Origin of the sequence: Streptomyces tardus (genome assembly GCF_018101125.2) — a bacterium.
Taxonomy (GTDB): Bacteria; Actinomycetota; Actinomycetes; order Streptomycetales; family Streptomycetaceae; genus Streptomyces; species Streptomyces tardus.
The window spans coordinates 3094079-3109500 of sequence record NZ_JAELVF020000001.1 but is presented as its reverse complement, the minus strand read 5'-3'; the positions used below and the strand labels follow the sequence as shown (position 1 = coordinate 3109500).

Genomic DNA, 15422 nt, shown 5'->3' with positions numbered 1-15422 from the left:
ACAGCCGGGAGAGTTGAGGTGGGCCCCGCAAGGGCGTACGCACACTCCGGCGTACCCCGCAACGGACCTCGCCAATCCCGACTTGACGATCAGCGGCGAACGTAGCCGTCAATCCCGTCCATCACAAGCCAGTGTCGCGGAGATCACGCAGGGGTCACGGGGTGGAACCCGACCGGCAGTTGGCGCAGCCCGCGCATGATGAGCCCGCCGCGCCAGCTCAACTCCTCGGGCTGAGCGGCCAGTCGGAGGTCCGGCAGGCGGCGCAGCAGCGTCGCCAATGCGATCCGGCCCTCCAGGCGGGCCAGTGGCGCGCCCACGCAGTAGTGGATGCCGTGACCGTATCCGAGGTGGGGGTTCTCCTGCCGGGTGAGGTCCAGTACGTCCGGCTGCTCGAAGCGGGCGGGGTCGCGGTCGGCCGCCGCCAACACCACCAGCACCGGGTCGCCCGCCGCGATCTGCCGCCCGTCGATCGTGAGCGGCTCGGTCGCGAACCGCCAGGTGGCCAGCTCGACCGGGCCGTCGTAGCGCAGCAGCTCCTCGACGGCGGTGTCCAGCAGCCTCTCGGCCTCCTCGCCGCCCGCGGCCAACGCGTCCTGGAGCAGGGCGCGTTGCTCGGGGTGACGGAGCAGGGCGTACGTCCCGTTGCCGATCAGGTTCACCGTGGTCTCGAAGCCGGCGAAGAGGAGGATGAACGCCATCGCGGCGGCCTCGTTCTCGCTGAGGTGCTCGCCGTGGTCGCTCGCCCTGATCAGCCCGGAGATCAGATCGCCGCCGGGGGCGTCGCGCTTGCGGTGGATCAGCTCGGCGAGGTAGGCGCGCATCCGCTTCACCGAACGCCCCACACCGCCGCGCGGTCCGCCGCCGTGCCGGATCATCATTCCGGCCCAGTCGCGGAAGTCGTCCTGGTCCTCGGGCGGAACGCCCAGCAGATCGCAGATCACGTGGATCGGCAGCGGAAAGGCGAACTCGTGGATGAGATCGGCCTCGCCCCGCGTCGCGAAACCGTCGATCAGCCCGTCGGTCAACTCCTGGATCCGCGGCCGGAATTCGGCGATCCGCCGCGGGGTGAACGCCTTGGAGACGAGTCGGCGCAGCCTGGTGTGGTCCGGCGGATCGATGTTGAGCAGATGCGTCATCAGGTTCGCGCTGCGCTCGCCCGGGATGCCGATCTTGCCCCGGCCGTCGCTCCCGGAGTCCCGGTAGTGCGCCGAACTCTTGCTCAGCCGCTGGTCGGCGAGCGCCTGGCGGGCGTCGGCGTACCGCGTGACCAGCCACGCCTCCACACCGCTGGGCAGAGTCGTGCGGTGGACCGGATCGTGCTGGCGCAACCAGGCGTACGCCGGGTACGGGTCGGCGGCGAACTCCCAGCTGAACAGCTCGGGACGGGGCGGGTCGGTGTCGAGGTGCTGCACACCGCGACCGTACGGGGCGGGGCTACTGCCGCTCCAGCCAGCCCGTGGTGATCAGGTACTGGCCCAGCAGATAGCCGGCCATGATCAGCACCTCCTGGGAGGGGAACTCGTGGCCCGCCGCCTTCAGCCCGATCAGGGCGTCCGAGCCGAGGAAGGACATCGCACCCGCGCCGACCTTGCCGCCGACGGCGAGCGCGGTGGCGCCCATCGCGACGAGCGCCAGACTGTATCCGGCGACCGGCAGTCGGAGTCCGCGGTCCAGCGAGGGCTGGATGACGGCGTTGGCTGCGACCCACACGCCGAGGCAGCCGAGCGCCGGCCGGGGGTTGGCGGCGATGCCGCGCAGCGCACCCATCCGCGCGAAGCCCGCCGTGTACGCGGTCTGGGTGCCGAGGAACGCGGCCATCCCGAGCAGGAAGGCGGGTTCACGCTTGTCGAAGAGCAGCGCCGTGTCGCCGACCGTGGCGCAGGCGAGCCCGAACAGCAGCGGGCGCGGCACCGGTTCGGCGAGCACGTCGTCCCGGCCGGCCCGCCGGCGCACCACGTGCACGGCGAGCGCGGGCATCAGCAGCGACTTGCCGGCCCTCGCCGCGGAACGGGGGCGCGTGGCGGTGGCGAGCAGATCCGCCGCGGCAAGCGCGCCGTACGCCGCGAGGGCGCCTCGTCCGTGGCCGTCGGGCCTGGTCAGTCGGGCGGCCGTCCGGGAGAGGAAGCCGCGGGTGCCGCGTGCGGTGATCGCCATGGTCGGCAGTCTCCTGGGCGGCGGGACGGCGCGTCAACGGAGACCGGCTGTGACGTCCGGCCCCTGCCCGTGCAGGCGGGGCGGGACATCACCGCCGGTCGCTGCCGGTGGCTGCCGGCACAGCCGGTCGCTGTCGGGTGAGACCGGGCGCTGCTGCGGGACGCGGCGCGTGCGGAGACGTGCGGACGAGGCTCGTACGGCCCGGCCCGCGACAGGTGCCGCCGGCAGAAGGAGGGAACCACCAAGGGCCTCCTGCGGGGCGGCCCTCACCGCATGGCAAAGGGGCCGAGGAAAGACCGCCGAAGCGGTCTGGCACATCCTGGGCCCCTTCTCACCAAAACCACACCCGAGAAGGCGTAGTCGAGTCGGCATCGTAACCGTGCCCCACTCGCAGCAGCCAACCGATCAAGGGACGCTGCGCAGTCAACCGCCGGTCCGGGGATCGCGGGTGCGCACCATGGTGCGCACTGGCCTCTGGACGCCAACGGCGGCGTCGAGCAACGGAGTTGACCGGCGCGTGCCGCGGGCGACGGTGCGGCACGGCGCCGCAGGCGGCGCGGCGGGCTCGCGCGGCGGGCGGGCTCAGTGTGCCGGACGGGCTCAGTGTGCCGGACGGACTCAGTGTGCCGGACGGGCTCGGTGCGGCGGGAGGCCGAGCCAGCGGGCCCTGGTGCGCGGCATGCCCGAGTCGCCGCCGTCGGTGGTGCGGACGGCGAGGACCTGGTTCACGCCGATCCGGTTGCGTTCGAAGGCGAGCGCGGAGGCGGCCATGTACAGGTGCCACACCCGTACCCGGCCCGGTGTGGTGAACGCGTCGAGGGCCGCTCGGTGCCGTTGGAGGTTGGTCACCCAGGCACGCAGGGTCAGCGCGTAGTGCTCGCGGATCGACTCGACGTCCCGCACCTCGAAACCGGACCGCTCCAACAGCCCGACGGTCGACCCGATCGTCTCCAACTCGCCGTCGGGGAAGACGTACCGGTCGATGAACTCGTCGGTCCGGTAGCGGCCCGCGTCCGTAGTCGGGCGCCGGGAGATCTGGTGGTTGAGCAGTCGACCGCCCGGGCGCAGCAGCCCGTACAGCTGCTCGCCGTACGCCCTGAAACGCGTCGCGCCGACGTGCTCCGCCATGCCGACGGAGGAGATCGCGTCGTACGGGCCGTCGGTGACCTCGCGGTAGTCCTGCACCCGGATCTCGGCCCGGTCGGTCAGCCCCGCCTCGGCCAGCCGCTTGCGGGCGAGCCCGGCCTGCTCCTCGGAGATCGTGATGCCGACGGCCCGCACCCCGTACTCCTCGACCGCGTGCAGCACCAACGAGCCCCAACCGCAGCCGACGTCCAACAGCCTCCGGCCCGGACGGAGTTGGAGCTTGCGGCAGATCAGGTCCAGTTTGGCGCGTTGCGCGTCCTCCAGCGTGCCCGCCTCGTCCTCCCAGTAGGCGCAGGAGTAGACCATCGACGGGCCGAGGACCAGCGAGTAGAAGTCGTTGCCGACGTCGTAGTGGTGGCTGATCGCCTCGCTGTCGCGGCGCAGGGTGTGCAGCGGGCCGCGCCGGGTCGGGGTCTCCTCCGGCGGTGGCTTCGGCGGGCCGGCCGGACCGGCCAGCGCCAACAACTGCGCGCCGGCGCGGAGTTGGCGCGGTCGCGCGAGCGCGGACAGCGCCCGCAGGGCGGCGGGCAGGCTCTGCCTGCGACGACGACCTGCCTGGTCGTCCCGGTGCCACAGCAGGTGCCCGAGGCGGTCCAACGCCTCGTAGAGGTCCCCTTCGAGGTCGAGGTCACCGGCCACCCAGGCGCGTGCGAGACCCAGATGGCCGGGCTTCCACAGCAGTCGACGCAGCGACTGCCTGCCGGTGAGCACGACGACGGGAGCGCCCTCGGGCCCTGCCTCACTGCCGTCCCAGGCACGGATCCGCAGTGGGAGGGGGCGGCCCTCCAGCGTCTGCTCCGCCAGCGCCGCGAGCCGTTCGGCGATGCCACTCATGACCGCAACCTCCAGAAGCTGTCCGGGAATTCCCCGTTTGTCGGAGGCGATGCTCGGACATGCGCACCGGCCCGCCGGACCGCCGGGCCGGGACCTCCGCACGGGCCGACCCTTCGAGCGAAACGCGCCCGGTGAGGTTGACGGTCGGCAGCGCCGCGACGGAGCCGGCCCGGCGGGCGGAAGCGGCGGGACGGACTGGGGAGGCAGACGGGGCGGCGCGGAGGCTTCGGGGCGATGAGTTCCGCCGGCTCGGGCCGTCTGCACCGGTGAACGCACTCGAACCGGAGGACGACCATGAAGCTCGTCGTGACCACTTTCCTCACCATGGACGGCGTCATGCAGGCGCCCGGCGGCCCGCAGGAGGACACCTCGGGCGGCTTCCGCCACGGCGGCTGGCTCGCGCCCCACTTCGACGAGACCCTCGGGGAGGTGATGACCGCGCGGATGGGACAGGCCGACGCCTTCCTGCTCGGCCGCAGGACGTACGAGATCTTCGCCGCCCACTGGCCCGGGGTCGACAACGCCGACGACCCGATCGCCGACTCGCTCAACCGCCTCCCCAAGCACGTCGCCTCCCGCACCCTGGACCGGGTGGAGTGGCAGGGCGCGGAGTTGATCAGCGGCGAGGTGCCGCAGGCCGTCGCCGAGCTGAAGAAGCGCCCCGGCCGCGAGCTGCAGGTGCACGGCAGCGCCGACCTCGTACACACCCTCGCCGCGCACGACCTCGTCGACGCGTACCAGCTGCTGGTCTTCCCGGTGCTGCTCGGCAGCGGCAAGCGGCTGTTCGCCGAGGGGCTGGAGCCGACCGCGTTCGCCCTCACCGAGGCACGCACCAGCAGCACCGGCGTGACGGTGCAGGTCTACGAGCGGACGGGCCGTCCCGAGTACGGCCTCGTCGGCAGCTGAGCCGCCGCGCGGCGCCGGGTACCGGCGGCTCGGGCGCGGGAGTGGCTGCTCGGGCGTGGGCGCGGCGGCGTGGGCGCGGGAGTGGGCGCGCTGTTCAGTCGACCGGGACCAGGGTGAGGTAGGCGAGGCCGAGCACTCCGCGGTAGCCGCGCAGCCAGCTCGACCGGTGCCGCCGCACCCGCTCGCGCGTCCCTGCGGCCTCCGGGTGGTCGTGGTGGGCGGCGAGCCAGACCTCCACATCCGACTGGTAGCGCGACTCGAACTCCTCCCACTCGTCGCGGTTGGCGGTCTCGATCCACTCGACGCGGAAGCCCGCCTCCTCGGCGAGTTCGGCGAGCGTGGCGAGGTCGTGGTGCTCCTCGGCGGAGGCGCCCGGCCACATCGCGGCGAGTTCGTCGGCGGTGGGAGGGCGCTCCCAGAACCCCTCGCCCAGCAGCACGCGCCCGCCCGGAGCGACGAGGCCGCGCAGCACGCGCAGTGCGTCGGCGGTGTGCGGCGGAGCGTTGTCGGTGAGGGCCTGGGCGGCACCGAGGCACAGAACGAGATCGGCCGCGGCGCCTGGGAGTTCGGCCGCGTTGCCCTCGACAAAGTCGGCACGGTCGGCGAGCCCGCGCGCCTCGGCGTTGCGGCGACCCCGGGCCAGGTCCTCGGCGTTGAGGTCGACGCCGACGGCGGTGGCGGTGGGCTGCGCCTCGAGCAGCCGCAGCGTCAACTCCCCCCAGCCACAGCCGATGTCCAGGATCGTGGCGGGGCCGTTGCGGACGAGCCTGTCGACGAGACCGGCGGCCCGGGTCTCGGAGAGCGGTCCGTGGAAGGTGAGGCGGGACAGACGTGGCGGATCGGTGAGCGTCATCGCGCGAAGCTAGCAGCGCACCGCGCGTACGCCCACAGGATTTGTGCGGCCGGCGAGGCGAAGCACCCAACTCCCGTATGTAGCTGTGGTGTTGATACAGGAGGTCACTCCGACTCCCCTGCGCAGCCCGCCGGTCGGCCCAGCCCCGAGGCCGGGAAGGGCACCGGGCGGAGCGAGAACTCCCAGGTGCAGTCCGCACCGTCGTACGCGTGGGCGACGACATGGCCGCACAGCAGCCGGGCCCGGGTGCCTTCCTCGGTCGATCTCCGGCTCCAGTCGTGGAACGCCGCGACCTCCCCGCCGTCCGCCGAACCCGGCCCGAGGACGGCCGCGATGCTCAACGCCCGCTCGTACGCCCAGTGTTGGACCTCGGCAACACTGGTGGAGAACGCCTCGCCGAGGTGGTACATCCGAGGTTCCGGCTCACCCTGGTAGGCGACGAACTCCGCGCGGTACGCACGCCGCCGGTTCACCGGGCGTGCCCGCGCGGAGTGGCCAACAGGCAGCGGAACCACACCCACTTGCCGTCCGGCGTACAGGTGTAGCCGAGCGCGTCCGCCATCTCGCGCAGCAGCCACAGCCCTCTGCCCTCCTCGGCGTCCCACGTCGGCACGCGTACGGCCGGCACCTGCGGCGAACGGTCGAAGAGCCGTACGCGGACGCCCGCACCTTCCCGTTCCACCTCCAGGCGGCACCGCCGGTCCCCCACGTGCTTGCACACGTTGCTCAGCAGCTCCGACACCCCGAGCCGCGCAACCGCCACCGCACCGTAGTCCCCACCCAACTCCCGCACAACATGGGCAACTTGGCGCCTCCAGGACTCCAGATCTTCCGGGCGAATCCGTAACTCCCACTGGTACACGGGCTGCTGGCTTTCAACTCGCAGTGCGCCGTTCACGGGACCTCCCTTGGCAGACGTAACACGCGTGCAGGCATGCAGGCGTGACTCAGACACACACCGCTTGGCGTAACTGTCCGCACTCACAGGATGACAACGACGCCTTGCATGGTGCAAGTCATACACCGTGATTCACTTCTACGAGCGACTGGCGGCTCAACTCCCAGCGGTACCCTGTCGATCAACGAAGGAGAGGGAGCGCATGCCAGACGATCCGAAGCCGACAGTCCGTCGCCGGGTACTGGGCACCAACCTTCGACGCCTTCGCGAGGAACGTGGCCTGCACCTGGAACACGCAGCGGACCAACTGAGCTGCAACCCTTCGAAGGTCAGCAGGATTGAGTCGGGGCGAAGCCCGATACGCCCTCTCGACCTCAAGGCATTGCTGGACCTTTACGAGATTGAGGACACCGCAACTCGCGACGGTTGGCTCTCACTTGCACGAGAGAGTCGGAAGCAGCGCTGGTGGCGAGTACTTGAAGACCGGCTTCCCCAAGATTTCCTTGATCTCATTGGCCTGGAAGAGGATGCCTCCTACTGCCGAGGATTCGAACCGGGAGTAGTCGATGGCCTCTTCCAGACGGGAAGCTACGCGGAGGCAGTCATTGGGGGCGGCTCACCAGGGCCTCTCGACTCTGATGCCCAGACGAAGTTGGACGTGCGCCTTGAGCGCCAGAAGGCCCTTACTCGCGAAGAGAACCCGATCTCTACTTGGGTGATCCTCGGCGAAGCCGCACTCCGTCAACAGTACGGAAGCGTGTCCACCATGCGCACTCAGCTTGGCCACCTACTTGAGTTGTCACACCTACCGAACGTGACGCTGCAAGTACTACCCTTCTCTGTGGGCGCCTATCGAGGCGGCCCACTCCCCTTCAAGATCTACCGGTTCCCTGCGCCCTCGAGCATGGAAGTGGTGTTGACCGAGAGCCATGTGAGCCATACGTACCTCGAAGGACCGGACGATCTCGCCTACTACGCGGATGTTTTCGATCACCTACGAGCTACAGCCCTCGGCGAACTTGAGAGCAAGGCGCTTATCGACGAGATCCGTCAAGAGTCGACCGAGTAGAGAGAATCAGTCGAGATGAACACAGACCGTTCGCGTTGGTTCAAGAGCAGCTACAGCGCCCAGAACGGCGCATGCGTGGAAGCGCAGTACCGATCTGACGGGCGCATGGCGTTCCGCGATTCGAAGACTTTCGCGGGCCCGGAGGTCACTTTCCCGGGCAATGGATGGCTCACCTTCCTCGCAGCCGTCAAAACCGGTTCCTTCTTTGCCTGAGCATGAAGGAACGGCCTGATCGCGAGCCTGGAAGGCAGGTAAGACTGATGGAGAAGCAGGACCTTTACTCGATCGACCCCACGCCACCTATCTGACAGAAGAGCATTCTGACCGCGAGCAACAGTCAGTGCTGCGAACTCGCTGCGCTACTCGTAGGTGGCATGGCCGTACACGTCTCCAAGCACCCCCATGCCTCTCACCTCTGCTTCACTGCCGGCGAGTGGCTGGCGTTCAAAGGGGGCGTGCACAAGAACGACTTCGACAATCTCGGTTAGGTGCAGCACCGCACCGCGACGGCACCTCTTGCCGGAGGAAACAGCATGCGACACGATCTGCCCGCACATCTGTGGCACAAGTCGAGCTATTCCAACGGAGGCAGCGGCAACTGCCTGGAGACCCAGCTGACGGCCGACGGCCTCGTCGCGGTCGGCGACAGCAAGGACCGCACCCGTGGCGCCTTCGCCTTCTCCCCCACAGAGTGGGCCGCCTTCGTCGACCTCATCAAGCAGGGCGACTGACCGAACCACAACACCCGCACCAAGCAGAGGCGCAGGTCGGCACGCGGTCGGCGCCTCTGCTCATGGCGCAGGTCGGGCCAAGGCAGGGACGATCCTCGCGCACGGGCAGTGCCGTCGACGGGCGCACGGGGTCAGCTCGGGGTGAACTCGCCTGCCGCTCGCTCCACTTGGCGATGGTGGCGCTCCCACCAGGCGCGGTCGTCGGTGGGCATGTTGTCGTTGCCCTCGCGCATGCCGACCGCCCCGTCGATCAACTCGCGCAGGATGTCGGCGTGCCCCGCGTGCCGGGTGAGGTCGGCGATGACGTGGACCACGATCTGGTGCAGCGTCACATGTCTGCGGTCCTGCGGCCAGTGGGGCACCTCGCCGGGCGCGTCCAGCGGCAGCCTTTCGATCGTCGCGTCCGCGTGCTCCCACACCCGGCGGTAGAGGCCGACGATGTCCGCGCTCGACTCCTCCGCCGTGGCCCACATGTCCACGTTCTCCTCGGCGTTCTCCTCGGCGTTCTCGATGTCGACCAGCCAGGCGGGCAGCGGGTCGAAGGGCCGCCCGAAGGTCTCGCCGAAGTAGCCGATCTCCACCCCGGCCATGTGCTTGACGAGCCCGAGCAGATTGGTGCCGGTCGGCGTCATGGGGCGTCGCATCTCGTACTCGGACAGCCCGTCGAGCTTCCACAGCAGAGCCTCGCGGCCCGCCTGCAGGTACCGCCGGAGGTCTGCCTTCTGCCGCGCTTCCGTCATGCCGGTCAGTCTCGCACCGGGCACTGACATTGATGCTGATACTCGGGTTCCGGCGGTCGTGACTCGGGCACTGACTGACGCCCTGCTGGGCTGTCCTCGCGCTGGTCTGTCCGGCCGCCGGAACTCGTTCTCATGGCTCCGGCCGGGCGGAACATGACCTGATAGGAGCTTGGTCAGAAGCCCCTTCAATGTCCTGTCTGCGCCACCCGGCCGGCGCCTACCTTCGGCTGGGAAGGCAGTATCAGCATGGCATCAGAGGTCGCGGCGGACACCATGGACCGGGACGTGTTCGGCGGGGTTGACTCCCACGCCGACACCGTCCACGTCGCGGTCATCAGCGACAACGGCGGCCATCTCGCGGACGCGGAGTTCGCCACCACCACCGCTGGATACGCAGCGGCCCTGGCCTTCCTGACCGCCCACGGAGGTGTGGTCGCGATCGGAGTGGAAGGCACCTCGTCCTACGGGGCCGGCTTCACCCGCACCGCCCGCTCCCGCGGGCACCAGGTCGTCGAGGTCAACCGCCCTGACAGGGCCGAACGCCGCCGCACTGGCAAGTCCGACCCGATCGACGCCTACGCCGCCGCTCGCGCCGCCCTGTCCGGCAGAGCCTCCAGCTCACCCAAGGACGAGACGGTCGCCGGGATACGCGCCCTGCACAACGCCGCCCGCTCCGCCGTCAAGGCCCGCACCGCCGCACTCAACCAGATCGGCAACGTCCTCATCACCGCCCCGGACGCCATCCGCGCGAAATACGGGCAGCTCAAGAGCACCGACCGCACCGAGGCCCTGGCCCGGCTGCGGCCGACCGGCGACGCCCTACACGTCGCCGTCCTGACCGCACTGAAAAGCCTCGCCCGCCGCGTCAAGGAACTCACCGCCGAGCACGAGACGCTGACGCGGGCCCTGGACGCAGAGGTCACCACCCACAACCCGGGTTTGCGGGCCGCCTACGGTGTCGGCCCCGACACCGCCGCACAACTGCTGATCACCGCAGGCGGCAACCCCGAACGGATGCGGACCGAGGCGTCCTTCGCAGCACTCTGCGGAGCCGCGCCGGTCCCTGCCTCCAGCGGCAGAACCAACCGGCACCGCCTCTCCCGAGGCGGTGACCGAACAGCCAACGCAGCCCTCTACCGCGTCGCCCTGGTCCGCATGTCCAGCGACGCCCGGACCCGGGCCTACGTCGCACGACAGACCGCTGCCGGACGGACCAAGAAGGAAATCATCCGGATGCTGAAACGGGCCATCGCCCGGGAGATGTTCCGCTGCCTCACCACCACGGTCACCATCCCGGGCACAGCCGATCTGCGTCCCTTGCGGCAGGCCAAGAACATCACTCTCACCGCTGTCGCCCAGCACTTCGGAGTCTGGCCCACCACCATCTCCAGAATCGAACGAGGACTCAGCAGAGACGACGACCTCACCTACGCCTACCGCAACTGGCTCCAAGCCGCTTGACAGCAATAGGAGCATCAGCGAGCACCCGACTGTTCCGTGGCCGTCCGCCGGCCGTCAACCGAGTCCGAGCCGGCCGGGCTCAACCCGGTCGCGCGGAGCCGGAAACGTGCAGCGGCCGAGGCGTACCGTACGGCGAGCGAACGGGCGCCCACGGCCGGAGTAGCGACAGGCGCGAACGCGGCCTCCGCTCGCGCGTGGCTGCTCCTCGTGGGGCTGTCGGCTCAGGTGGTGCCGCGTCTGATCAGCCGGTGCGGGACGACGAGTTGCTGCGGGGGAACGGTGTTGCCGGGGCTGTAGACGCGGTCCGCCAGGCATTGCAGCGACCGTTCGGCGATCTGCTGCTTGTCGGGCGCGATGGTGGTCAGCGCGGGGTGGCTGTAGCGGCCGTCCTCGATGTCGTCGAAGCCGACGATCGCGATGTCCTCGGGCACGCGCAGGCCCCGCTGGTGCGCCACGTGGAGGGCGCCCAGGGCGAGTTCGTCGCTGAAGGCGAACACGGCGTCGGGGGCGGACGGCCCGTCGAGGAGTTCGGCCATGGTGCGGGCGCCGTCGGCCCGGTGCAGCGCGGCCGTGGAGCGCTGGGCGGCCGGTTCATGAGGAAGCCCTGCGCGGTCCAGTGCGCGGCGGTAGCCCTCGGCGCGCAGCCGGGCGGTGCCGTTGTGGAGATGGGGCTGGAGGCCGATGGCGGCGATGCGTCGGTGACCCAGACCGATGAGGTGGCTGGTGGCTTCGTCGGCGGCGGCGACGTTGTCGACGGCGACGTGGTCCGCCGCCCCGTGCGGACTGCGCTCGCCGAGGAGAACGAGCGGGACGGCGGGCTCCGTCGCGGCCAACTCGGCCGGATCCAGCGCCCAGGGGCTGATGATGAGGCCGTCGACCATCCGCCCGCCACCCGGGACGAGCAGGCGGCGTTCGGCGTCCGCGTCGCCCCGCGTCTGGTCGATGACCACGGTCCAGGACCGGCGCTGGGCGCCGTCCACCAGGAGTCCGGCGAGTTCGCCGAAGTAGGGCGAGTGCAGTTCGGGTATGGCCAGGCCGATGATGCCGGTGCGGCCCGCGCGCAGGCTGCGGGCTGCGAGGTTGGGGCGGTAGCCGAGCTCGTCGATCACCTCCTGGACGCGCCGCCGGGTCTCCGGGGCGACCGGTGCGGACCCGCTGACGACGTTCGACACGGTGCGCACGGAGACGCCGGCCCGGGCTGCCACATCCTTCAGTCGACTGCTCACCCTCGTCATCCTGCCATGCGCCAACATCCGCACAGGAGTTGTCGCACAGACTGTTGCAACGCTGCATTCATCGATGCAATCTGAGGCAGGAAGCTCTGCCCGCGAGGAGGCGAGGATGACTGTGTCCGCATATCCCGGAGACCGTGCCGGCGACCTGGACGTCGACGTGTCGCAGGAAGTGACGAACCTGTACACAGACGGCATCACGGCACGGAAAGGTGCCTTCACCAAGGAGTGGACCGACCGGCTGCGCGAGGACATCGAGACCGCCTTCGAGGAGGCGCGCTCCCGACCCGACGGCGCGGTGGGGCGGGGTCCGCACCGCTACTACGTGGAGATACACCCCGAACAGCTGCGGGGGTTCGTGGACCTCGTCGAGCATCCCTGGGTCCGATCCGTGGCCACCGCCGTCCTCGGACCGGACTACCGCATCGTCGAGCTCGGTTTCGACGTACCGCTCGCGGGCGCGGTCAACCAGCCCTGGCACCGCGACTTCCCCATCCCCGAGGAGACGCGCACCGAACGTCGCCTCACCTCACTGGCGTTCAACCTCACCGCGGTCGACACCACCGAGGACATGGGCCCCTTCGAGATCGCCCCCGGCACCCAGTGGGACGACGAACCCGACTTCGCGCACGGGATGTTCCCTCCCCGTGAGCGCTACGGCCGCTACGAACAGCGCGCGGTGCGCAAGTACCCGCAGCGGGGCGACATTTCGGCCCGCAGCGCACTGACCGTCCACCGCGGCACCAGGAACGAGTCGACCGCGGCGCGACCCGTTCTCGTACTGGGCGTCGACGGGCCCGGGGCGAACAACGCCGACCGCCACGACACCGCTCTCACGCGGAGGTACTGGGAGGCGCTGCCGGAGCGGGTGCGCCACCACCTGAACTGCCCGGTCGTCGACAAACTGACGCCCATCACCCAGAAGCACACCATCGAGGGCCTGGTGATGGGAGACGAGTAAGGCGGTGCGGGGCAGGCCGCACCTGGTTCGTCGAGGGCGGGACGGCCCCCCGCGCACAGCGGCCCTCGCCGTACGCCCCGGCGAGGCGTCGCAGAGGGTTCGGCACGGGCACCGGACCCTGCGTCGGGATCGGGCAGCGGGTCCGGGCAGCGGTCAGGCGTCGGGGTCGGAGAAGAGGAGTTCGGCGGCGCGCCGGGTGATCTCCTGGCGGGTGTGGCCCGGGTGGTCGGCGGCGATGAGGTCGCCGGCGATGGCGGCCGAGAAGGCGAGCAGGCAGCGGGCCTCCAGTTCGACGCTGTCCGGATAGCGGTCGGCGAAGCTGCGGCGCAGATAGCCGATGCGCTCGTTGTCGACGCGTCGCAGTCGTTCGGCGACCTCGGAGTCCCGGCGGGCCCAGTCGCGGACGGCCAGGTCGATCGGCAACAGGTCGTCGGAGAAGGTGAGTTCGGCGGCGCGCTTGGTCCTGTCGAGCGCACTGTCGCCCTCGCGCTCGGCCTGTGCGATGACGTCGGGGACGCTGCGGCGCTCCCAGTCGTCCAGCATCTCGGCGAGCAGCGCGTTCCGGTCGGCGAAATACCCGTAGAAGCCGCCCTTGGTGACGCCGAGCGTACGGGCGAGCGATTCGACGCGCACCGCGTCGGGCCCGCCGGCGGCCAGTGCGCGCAGGCCTGCGTCGATCCATGCCTGACGTGGGGTACGGGCTGTCGCCACCGGGGGCCTCCGTTGCCTCGATCTCGTACTGACGACTCGCACACAGAAGCGCACTGCCGACCTGTGCCGCCGATCTCATTCATACGCAAGCGTACAGATGTTGGTAGCGTGGCGTTATACGCACCCGTACAGAAGAGTCGGCGCGCGGAAGGCCGGCTCGGGGAAGAGGTGTTCGCGATGACGCACTCCGAGCGGCACGCCGACCGACCGACCGGCCCGTGCGTGACGGGCGCCCGGCTCACCGCTGCCGCCGGCTGGACCTCCGTCGCCTTCGGTGCGACCCACGTCCGGTCGCGCCGCGCGATGTGCGCGAGGGCCTGGCGGACGGTCTGCGCGAGGGCGGGTGGAACGGCTTCACCCTCGAACCCTCCACCACACTCGCCGAGTTCAGACGTTCCGAGGCCTTCTGGGGCACCTTCGGCAGCTTCGGGGCCCCGATGCTGGTGTTCGGCTCCCACGTCGTGTGGTCCGCCCGGCGAGGCCGGCGCGTACCGGGGTGGCTGGGCTGGGCGCTGGTCGCGTGGGGCGCTCCGCTGAGCTTCGTCCTGCCGAAGTCACCGGCCTGGACGGTGCCCGCGATCGGCGCGCTCCTGATCCTCGGCGACCGCAACCGGCGGCGGAACCGGCAGCACTGACCGACCCGCTGTCGCGGTCGCCGAGACTGCCGGAGCGAGCGCCTCAGTGCCCGCCGGTGGCGGCCTCGGCGGTACGGATGGCGTCGCGGTAGGTGCGGGCCGCGGCGCGCAGCGCGGTCTCCGGATCGGTTCCGGCCAGCTCGGCACGGGCTGCCAGCTCCAGCAACTCGTAGCCCACGCCCTCGCCTTGGGGCAGCGCAACGTCGAGCCCGGCGGAGTGTGCGCGGCCGACCAGCTTCGCGGAGAGCGCCAGTGCGGGCTGCCCGAGCGGAACCCCCTCGGTGACCGAGGTGCGCTGCTTCTCGACGGCCTTGGTGCGCAGCCAGAGCGCCCTGACGTCCTCGGGGGTCTCGGCCGTCTCCTCGCCGAAGAGGTGCGGGTGGCGGTGGATGAGCTTGTCCACGATGGTCGCGGCGACATCGTCGACCGAGAACGGCTCGTCCGGGTCCTCCTGCGCGATCCGCGCGTGGAAGACGACCTGGAGCAGTACGTCGCCGAGCTCCTCGCGCAGCTCCTGGCGGTCGCCGCTCTCGATCGCCTCGACGAGTTCGTACGCCTCCTCGATGCCGTGCTTGACCAGCTCCTTGTGCGTACGGGTGCTGCTCCACGGGCAGCTCCGCCGGATCTGGTCCATGATCTCGACGACGTCCAGCAGCCGCGCTCCCGGCAGGTCGTAGGAACCGGGCAGCAGTTCCAGCAAGGGCATCGTCTCCCGGCCGGAGCCGGCCAGCCGGGCGAGGCCGTCGGTCAGCCGCGGCTCGCCCTGCGCGCCCGCGATCACCACGACGGTACGGCCGGGCAGGCAGCGCTCGACCAGTTCGCGGGCGTCGGGCAGCGGGCCGAGCACCGGTTCGACCCCGGCCTCCCGCAGATACGGCAGCTGCGGTTGCCGCTCATCCGCGCACAACACCGAGTCGGCGGCGCGCAGTTGCTCCCACGCGGGCCAGGACAGCAGCCCGGGCGCCACCCGGTGGCTGGTGGTGAGCAGGACGATTCGGCCGGGCTCGCCGGTCTCGGCAGTGGTCATGCCCCGAATCTAACGCCCCCGCTCGGCCGCCCCGCTCCGGGCCCGCCCCACGCTCCCCGGCACT

18 protein-coding genes are annotated in these 15422 nt (G+C 70.5%); 8 read left to right on the top strand and 10 right to left on the bottom strand.

The window, feature by feature from the left end:
* Positions 1–143 precede the first annotated feature (143 nt).
* The 3 genes from JGS22_RS13345 to JGS22_RS13335 form a co-directional block, all read right to left on the bottom strand.
* Positions 144–1412, bottom strand: a complete 1269-nt coding sequence (locus tag JGS22_RS13345; RefSeq protein WP_211041584.1) for a cytochrome P450 family protein — start codon at positions 1410–1412, stop codon at positions 144–146.
* 22 nt (positions 1413–1434) lie between these two features.
* On the bottom strand, positions 1435–2154 hold the full coding sequence (locus tag JGS22_RS13340; protein WP_211041585.1) for a lysoplasmalogenase: 720 nt from the start codon (positions 2152–2154) through the stop codon (positions 1435–1437).
* Between the two features lie 618 nt (positions 2155–2772).
* Complete coding sequence (locus JGS22_RS13335; RefSeq protein WP_211041586.1) at positions 2773–4134, bottom strand: class I SAM-dependent methyltransferase; 1362 nt, start codon at positions 4132–4134, stop codon at positions 2773–2775.
* Positions 4135–4428: 294 nt separating this feature from the next.
* On the opposite strand from JGS22_RS13335, the gene JGS22_RS13330 reads away from it, so the two are divergent.
* Positions 4429–5040, top strand: coding sequence for a dihydrofolate reductase family protein (locus JGS22_RS13330; RefSeq protein ID WP_211041587.1), 612 nt, complete (start codon positions 4429–4431; stop codon positions 5038–5040).
* Positions 5041–5134: 94 nt separating this feature from the next.
* Here JGS22_RS13330 and JGS22_RS13325 read toward each other — a convergent pair whose 3' ends face one another.
* The 3 genes from JGS22_RS13325 to JGS22_RS13315 form a co-directional block, all read right to left on the bottom strand.
* Positions 5135–5893: an SAM-dependent methyltransferase gene (locus JGS22_RS13325; protein WP_211041588.1), complete on the bottom strand. Its 759-nt coding sequence runs from the start codon at positions 5891–5893 to the stop codon at positions 5135–5137.
* Positions 5894–5997: 104 nt separating this feature from the next.
* Positions 5998–6366: a hypothetical protein gene (locus tag JGS22_RS13320; RefSeq protein WP_211041589.1), complete on the bottom strand. Its 369-nt coding sequence runs from the start codon at positions 6364–6366 to the stop codon at positions 5998–6000.
* Entirely contained in the window at positions 6363–6791 is a 429-nt protein-coding gene (locus JGS22_RS13315; RefSeq protein WP_308405650.1) for an ATP-binding protein, read from the bottom strand. Before JGS22_RS13315 ends, JGS22_RS13320 begins: the two co-directional genes overlap by 4 nt.
* A 202-nt stretch (positions 6792–6993) precedes the next feature.
* Between JGS22_RS13315 and JGS22_RS13310 the strand changes: the two genes are divergently transcribed.
* The 4 genes from JGS22_RS13310 to JGS22_RS13295 all read left to right on the top strand — a co-directional run bounded on the left by JGS22_RS13310 (position 6994) and on the right by JGS22_RS13295 (position 8591).
* A complete protein-coding gene (locus JGS22_RS13310) occupies positions 6994–7860 on the top strand; it encodes a helix-turn-helix domain-containing protein (RefSeq protein WP_211041590.1) in 867 nt (288 codons plus the stop codon).
* 15 nt (positions 7861–7875) lie between these two features.
* The gene (locus JGS22_RS13305; protein WP_211041591.1) at positions 7876–8073 is read left to right on the top strand and encodes a DUF397 domain-containing protein; all 198 of its coding nucleotides are present in this window, start codon (positions 7876–7878) and stop codon (positions 8071–8073) included.
* A gap of 104 nt (positions 8074–8177) precedes the next feature.
* Positions 8178–8348 (top strand): DUF397 domain-containing protein, encoded by a 171-nt coding sequence (locus JGS22_RS13300; RefSeq protein ID WP_211041596.1) that lies wholly within the window; start codon positions 8178–8180, stop codon positions 8346–8348.
* Positions 8349–8393: 45 nt separating this feature from the next.
* Positions 8394–8591 carry a DUF397 domain-containing protein gene (locus tag JGS22_RS13295; RefSeq protein WP_211041592.1) on the top strand — a complete coding sequence of 66 codons (198 nt, stop codon included), beginning with the start codon at positions 8394–8396 and terminating at the stop codon, positions 8589–8591.
* Positions 8592–8722: 131 nt separating this feature from the next.
* Here the strand turns inward: JGS22_RS13295 and JGS22_RS13290 are convergent, their stop codons facing one another.
* Positions 8723–9331, bottom strand: coding sequence for a DinB family protein (locus JGS22_RS13290; protein ID WP_211041593.1), 609 nt, complete (start codon positions 9329–9331; stop codon positions 8723–8725).
* Positions 9332–9577: 246 nt separating this feature from the next.
* Here JGS22_RS13290 and JGS22_RS13285 point away from each other — a divergent pair, with 246 nt between their 5' ends.
* Entirely contained in the window at positions 9578–10792 is a 1215-nt protein-coding gene (locus JGS22_RS13285) for an IS110 family RNA-guided transposase (protein WP_236073140.1), read from the top strand.
* Positions 10793–11013: 221 nt separating this feature from the next.
* Here JGS22_RS13285 and JGS22_RS13275 read toward each other — a convergent pair whose 3' ends face one another.
* Positions 11014–12018: a LacI family DNA-binding transcriptional regulator gene (locus JGS22_RS13275; RefSeq protein ID WP_211043088.1), complete on the bottom strand. Its 1005-nt coding sequence runs from the start codon at positions 12016–12018 to the stop codon at positions 11014–11016.
* A gap of 115 nt (positions 12019–12133) precedes the next feature.
* On the opposite strand from JGS22_RS13275, the gene JGS22_RS13270 reads away from it, so the two are divergent.
* Positions 12134–12985, top strand: coding sequence for a phytanoyl-CoA dioxygenase family protein (locus JGS22_RS13270; RefSeq protein WP_211043090.1), 852 nt, complete (start codon positions 12134–12136; stop codon positions 12983–12985).
* 153 nt (positions 12986–13138) lie between these two features.
* On the opposite strand, the gene JGS22_RS13265 is transcribed toward JGS22_RS13270, so the two are convergent.
* The gene (locus JGS22_RS13265) at positions 13139–13696 is read right to left on the bottom strand and encodes a TetR/AcrR family transcriptional regulator (RefSeq protein ID WP_211043093.1); all 558 of its coding nucleotides are present in this window, start codon (positions 13694–13696) and stop codon (positions 13139–13141) included.
* 305 nt (positions 13697–14001) lie between these two features.
* Between JGS22_RS13265 and JGS22_RS13260 the strand changes: the two genes are divergently transcribed.
* Entirely contained in the window at positions 14002–14331 is a 330-nt protein-coding gene (locus JGS22_RS13260; protein WP_211043095.1) for a DUF6463 family protein, read from the top strand.
* A gap of 43 nt (positions 14332–14374) precedes the next feature.
* Here JGS22_RS13260 and JGS22_RS13255 read toward each other — a convergent pair whose 3' ends face one another.
* On the bottom strand, positions 14375–15358 hold the full coding sequence (locus JGS22_RS13255) for a nucleoside triphosphate pyrophosphohydrolase (RefSeq protein WP_211043097.1): 984 nt from the start codon (positions 15356–15358) through the stop codon (positions 14375–14377).
* Positions 15359–15422: the final 64 nt, after the last annotated feature.

Excerpts from the sequence above, each read along its gene's own strand:
- JGS22_RS13340 (WP_211041585.1), bottom strand. The coding sequence starts at position 2,154 with ATGGCGATCACCGCACGCGGCACCCGCGGCTTCCTCTCCCGGACGGCC.
- JGS22_RS13335 (WP_211041586.1), bottom strand. The coding sequence starts at position 4,134 with ATGAGTGGCATCGCCGAACGGCTCGCGGCGCTGGCGGAGCAGACGCTG.
- JGS22_RS13330 (WP_211041587.1), top strand. The coding sequence starts at position 4,429 with ATGAAGCTCGTCGTGACCACTTTCCTCACCATGGACGGCGTCATGCAG.
- JGS22_RS13325 (WP_211041588.1), bottom strand. The coding sequence starts at position 5,893 with ATGACGCTCACCGATCCGCCACGTCTGTCCCGCCTCACCTTCCACGGA.
- JGS22_RS13310 (WP_211041590.1), top strand. The coding sequence starts at position 6,994 with ATGCCAGACGATCCGAAGCCGACAGTCCGTCGCCGGGTACTGGGCACC.
- JGS22_RS13305 (WP_211041591.1), top strand. The coding sequence starts at position 7,876 with ATGAACACAGACCGTTCGCGTTGGTTCAAGAGCAGCTACAGCGCCCAG.
- JGS22_RS13295 (WP_211041592.1), top strand. The coding sequence starts at position 8,394 with ATGCGACACGATCTGCCCGCACATCTGTGGCACAAGTCGAGCTATTCC.
- JGS22_RS13290 (WP_211041593.1), bottom strand. The coding sequence starts at position 9,331 with ATGACGGAAGCGCGGCAGAAGGCAGACCTCCGGCGGTACCTGCAGGCG.
- JGS22_RS13285 (WP_236073140.1), top strand. The coding sequence starts at position 9,578 with ATGGCATCAGAGGTCGCGGCGGACACCATGGACCGGGACGTGTTCGGC.
- JGS22_RS13270 (WP_211043090.1), top strand. The coding sequence starts at position 12,134 with ATGACTGTGTCCGCATATCCCGGAGACCGTGCCGGCGACCTGGACGTC.
- JGS22_RS13255 (WP_211043097.1), bottom strand. The coding sequence starts at position 15,358 with ATGACCACTGCCGAGACCGGCGAGCCCGGCCGAATCGTCCTGCTCACC.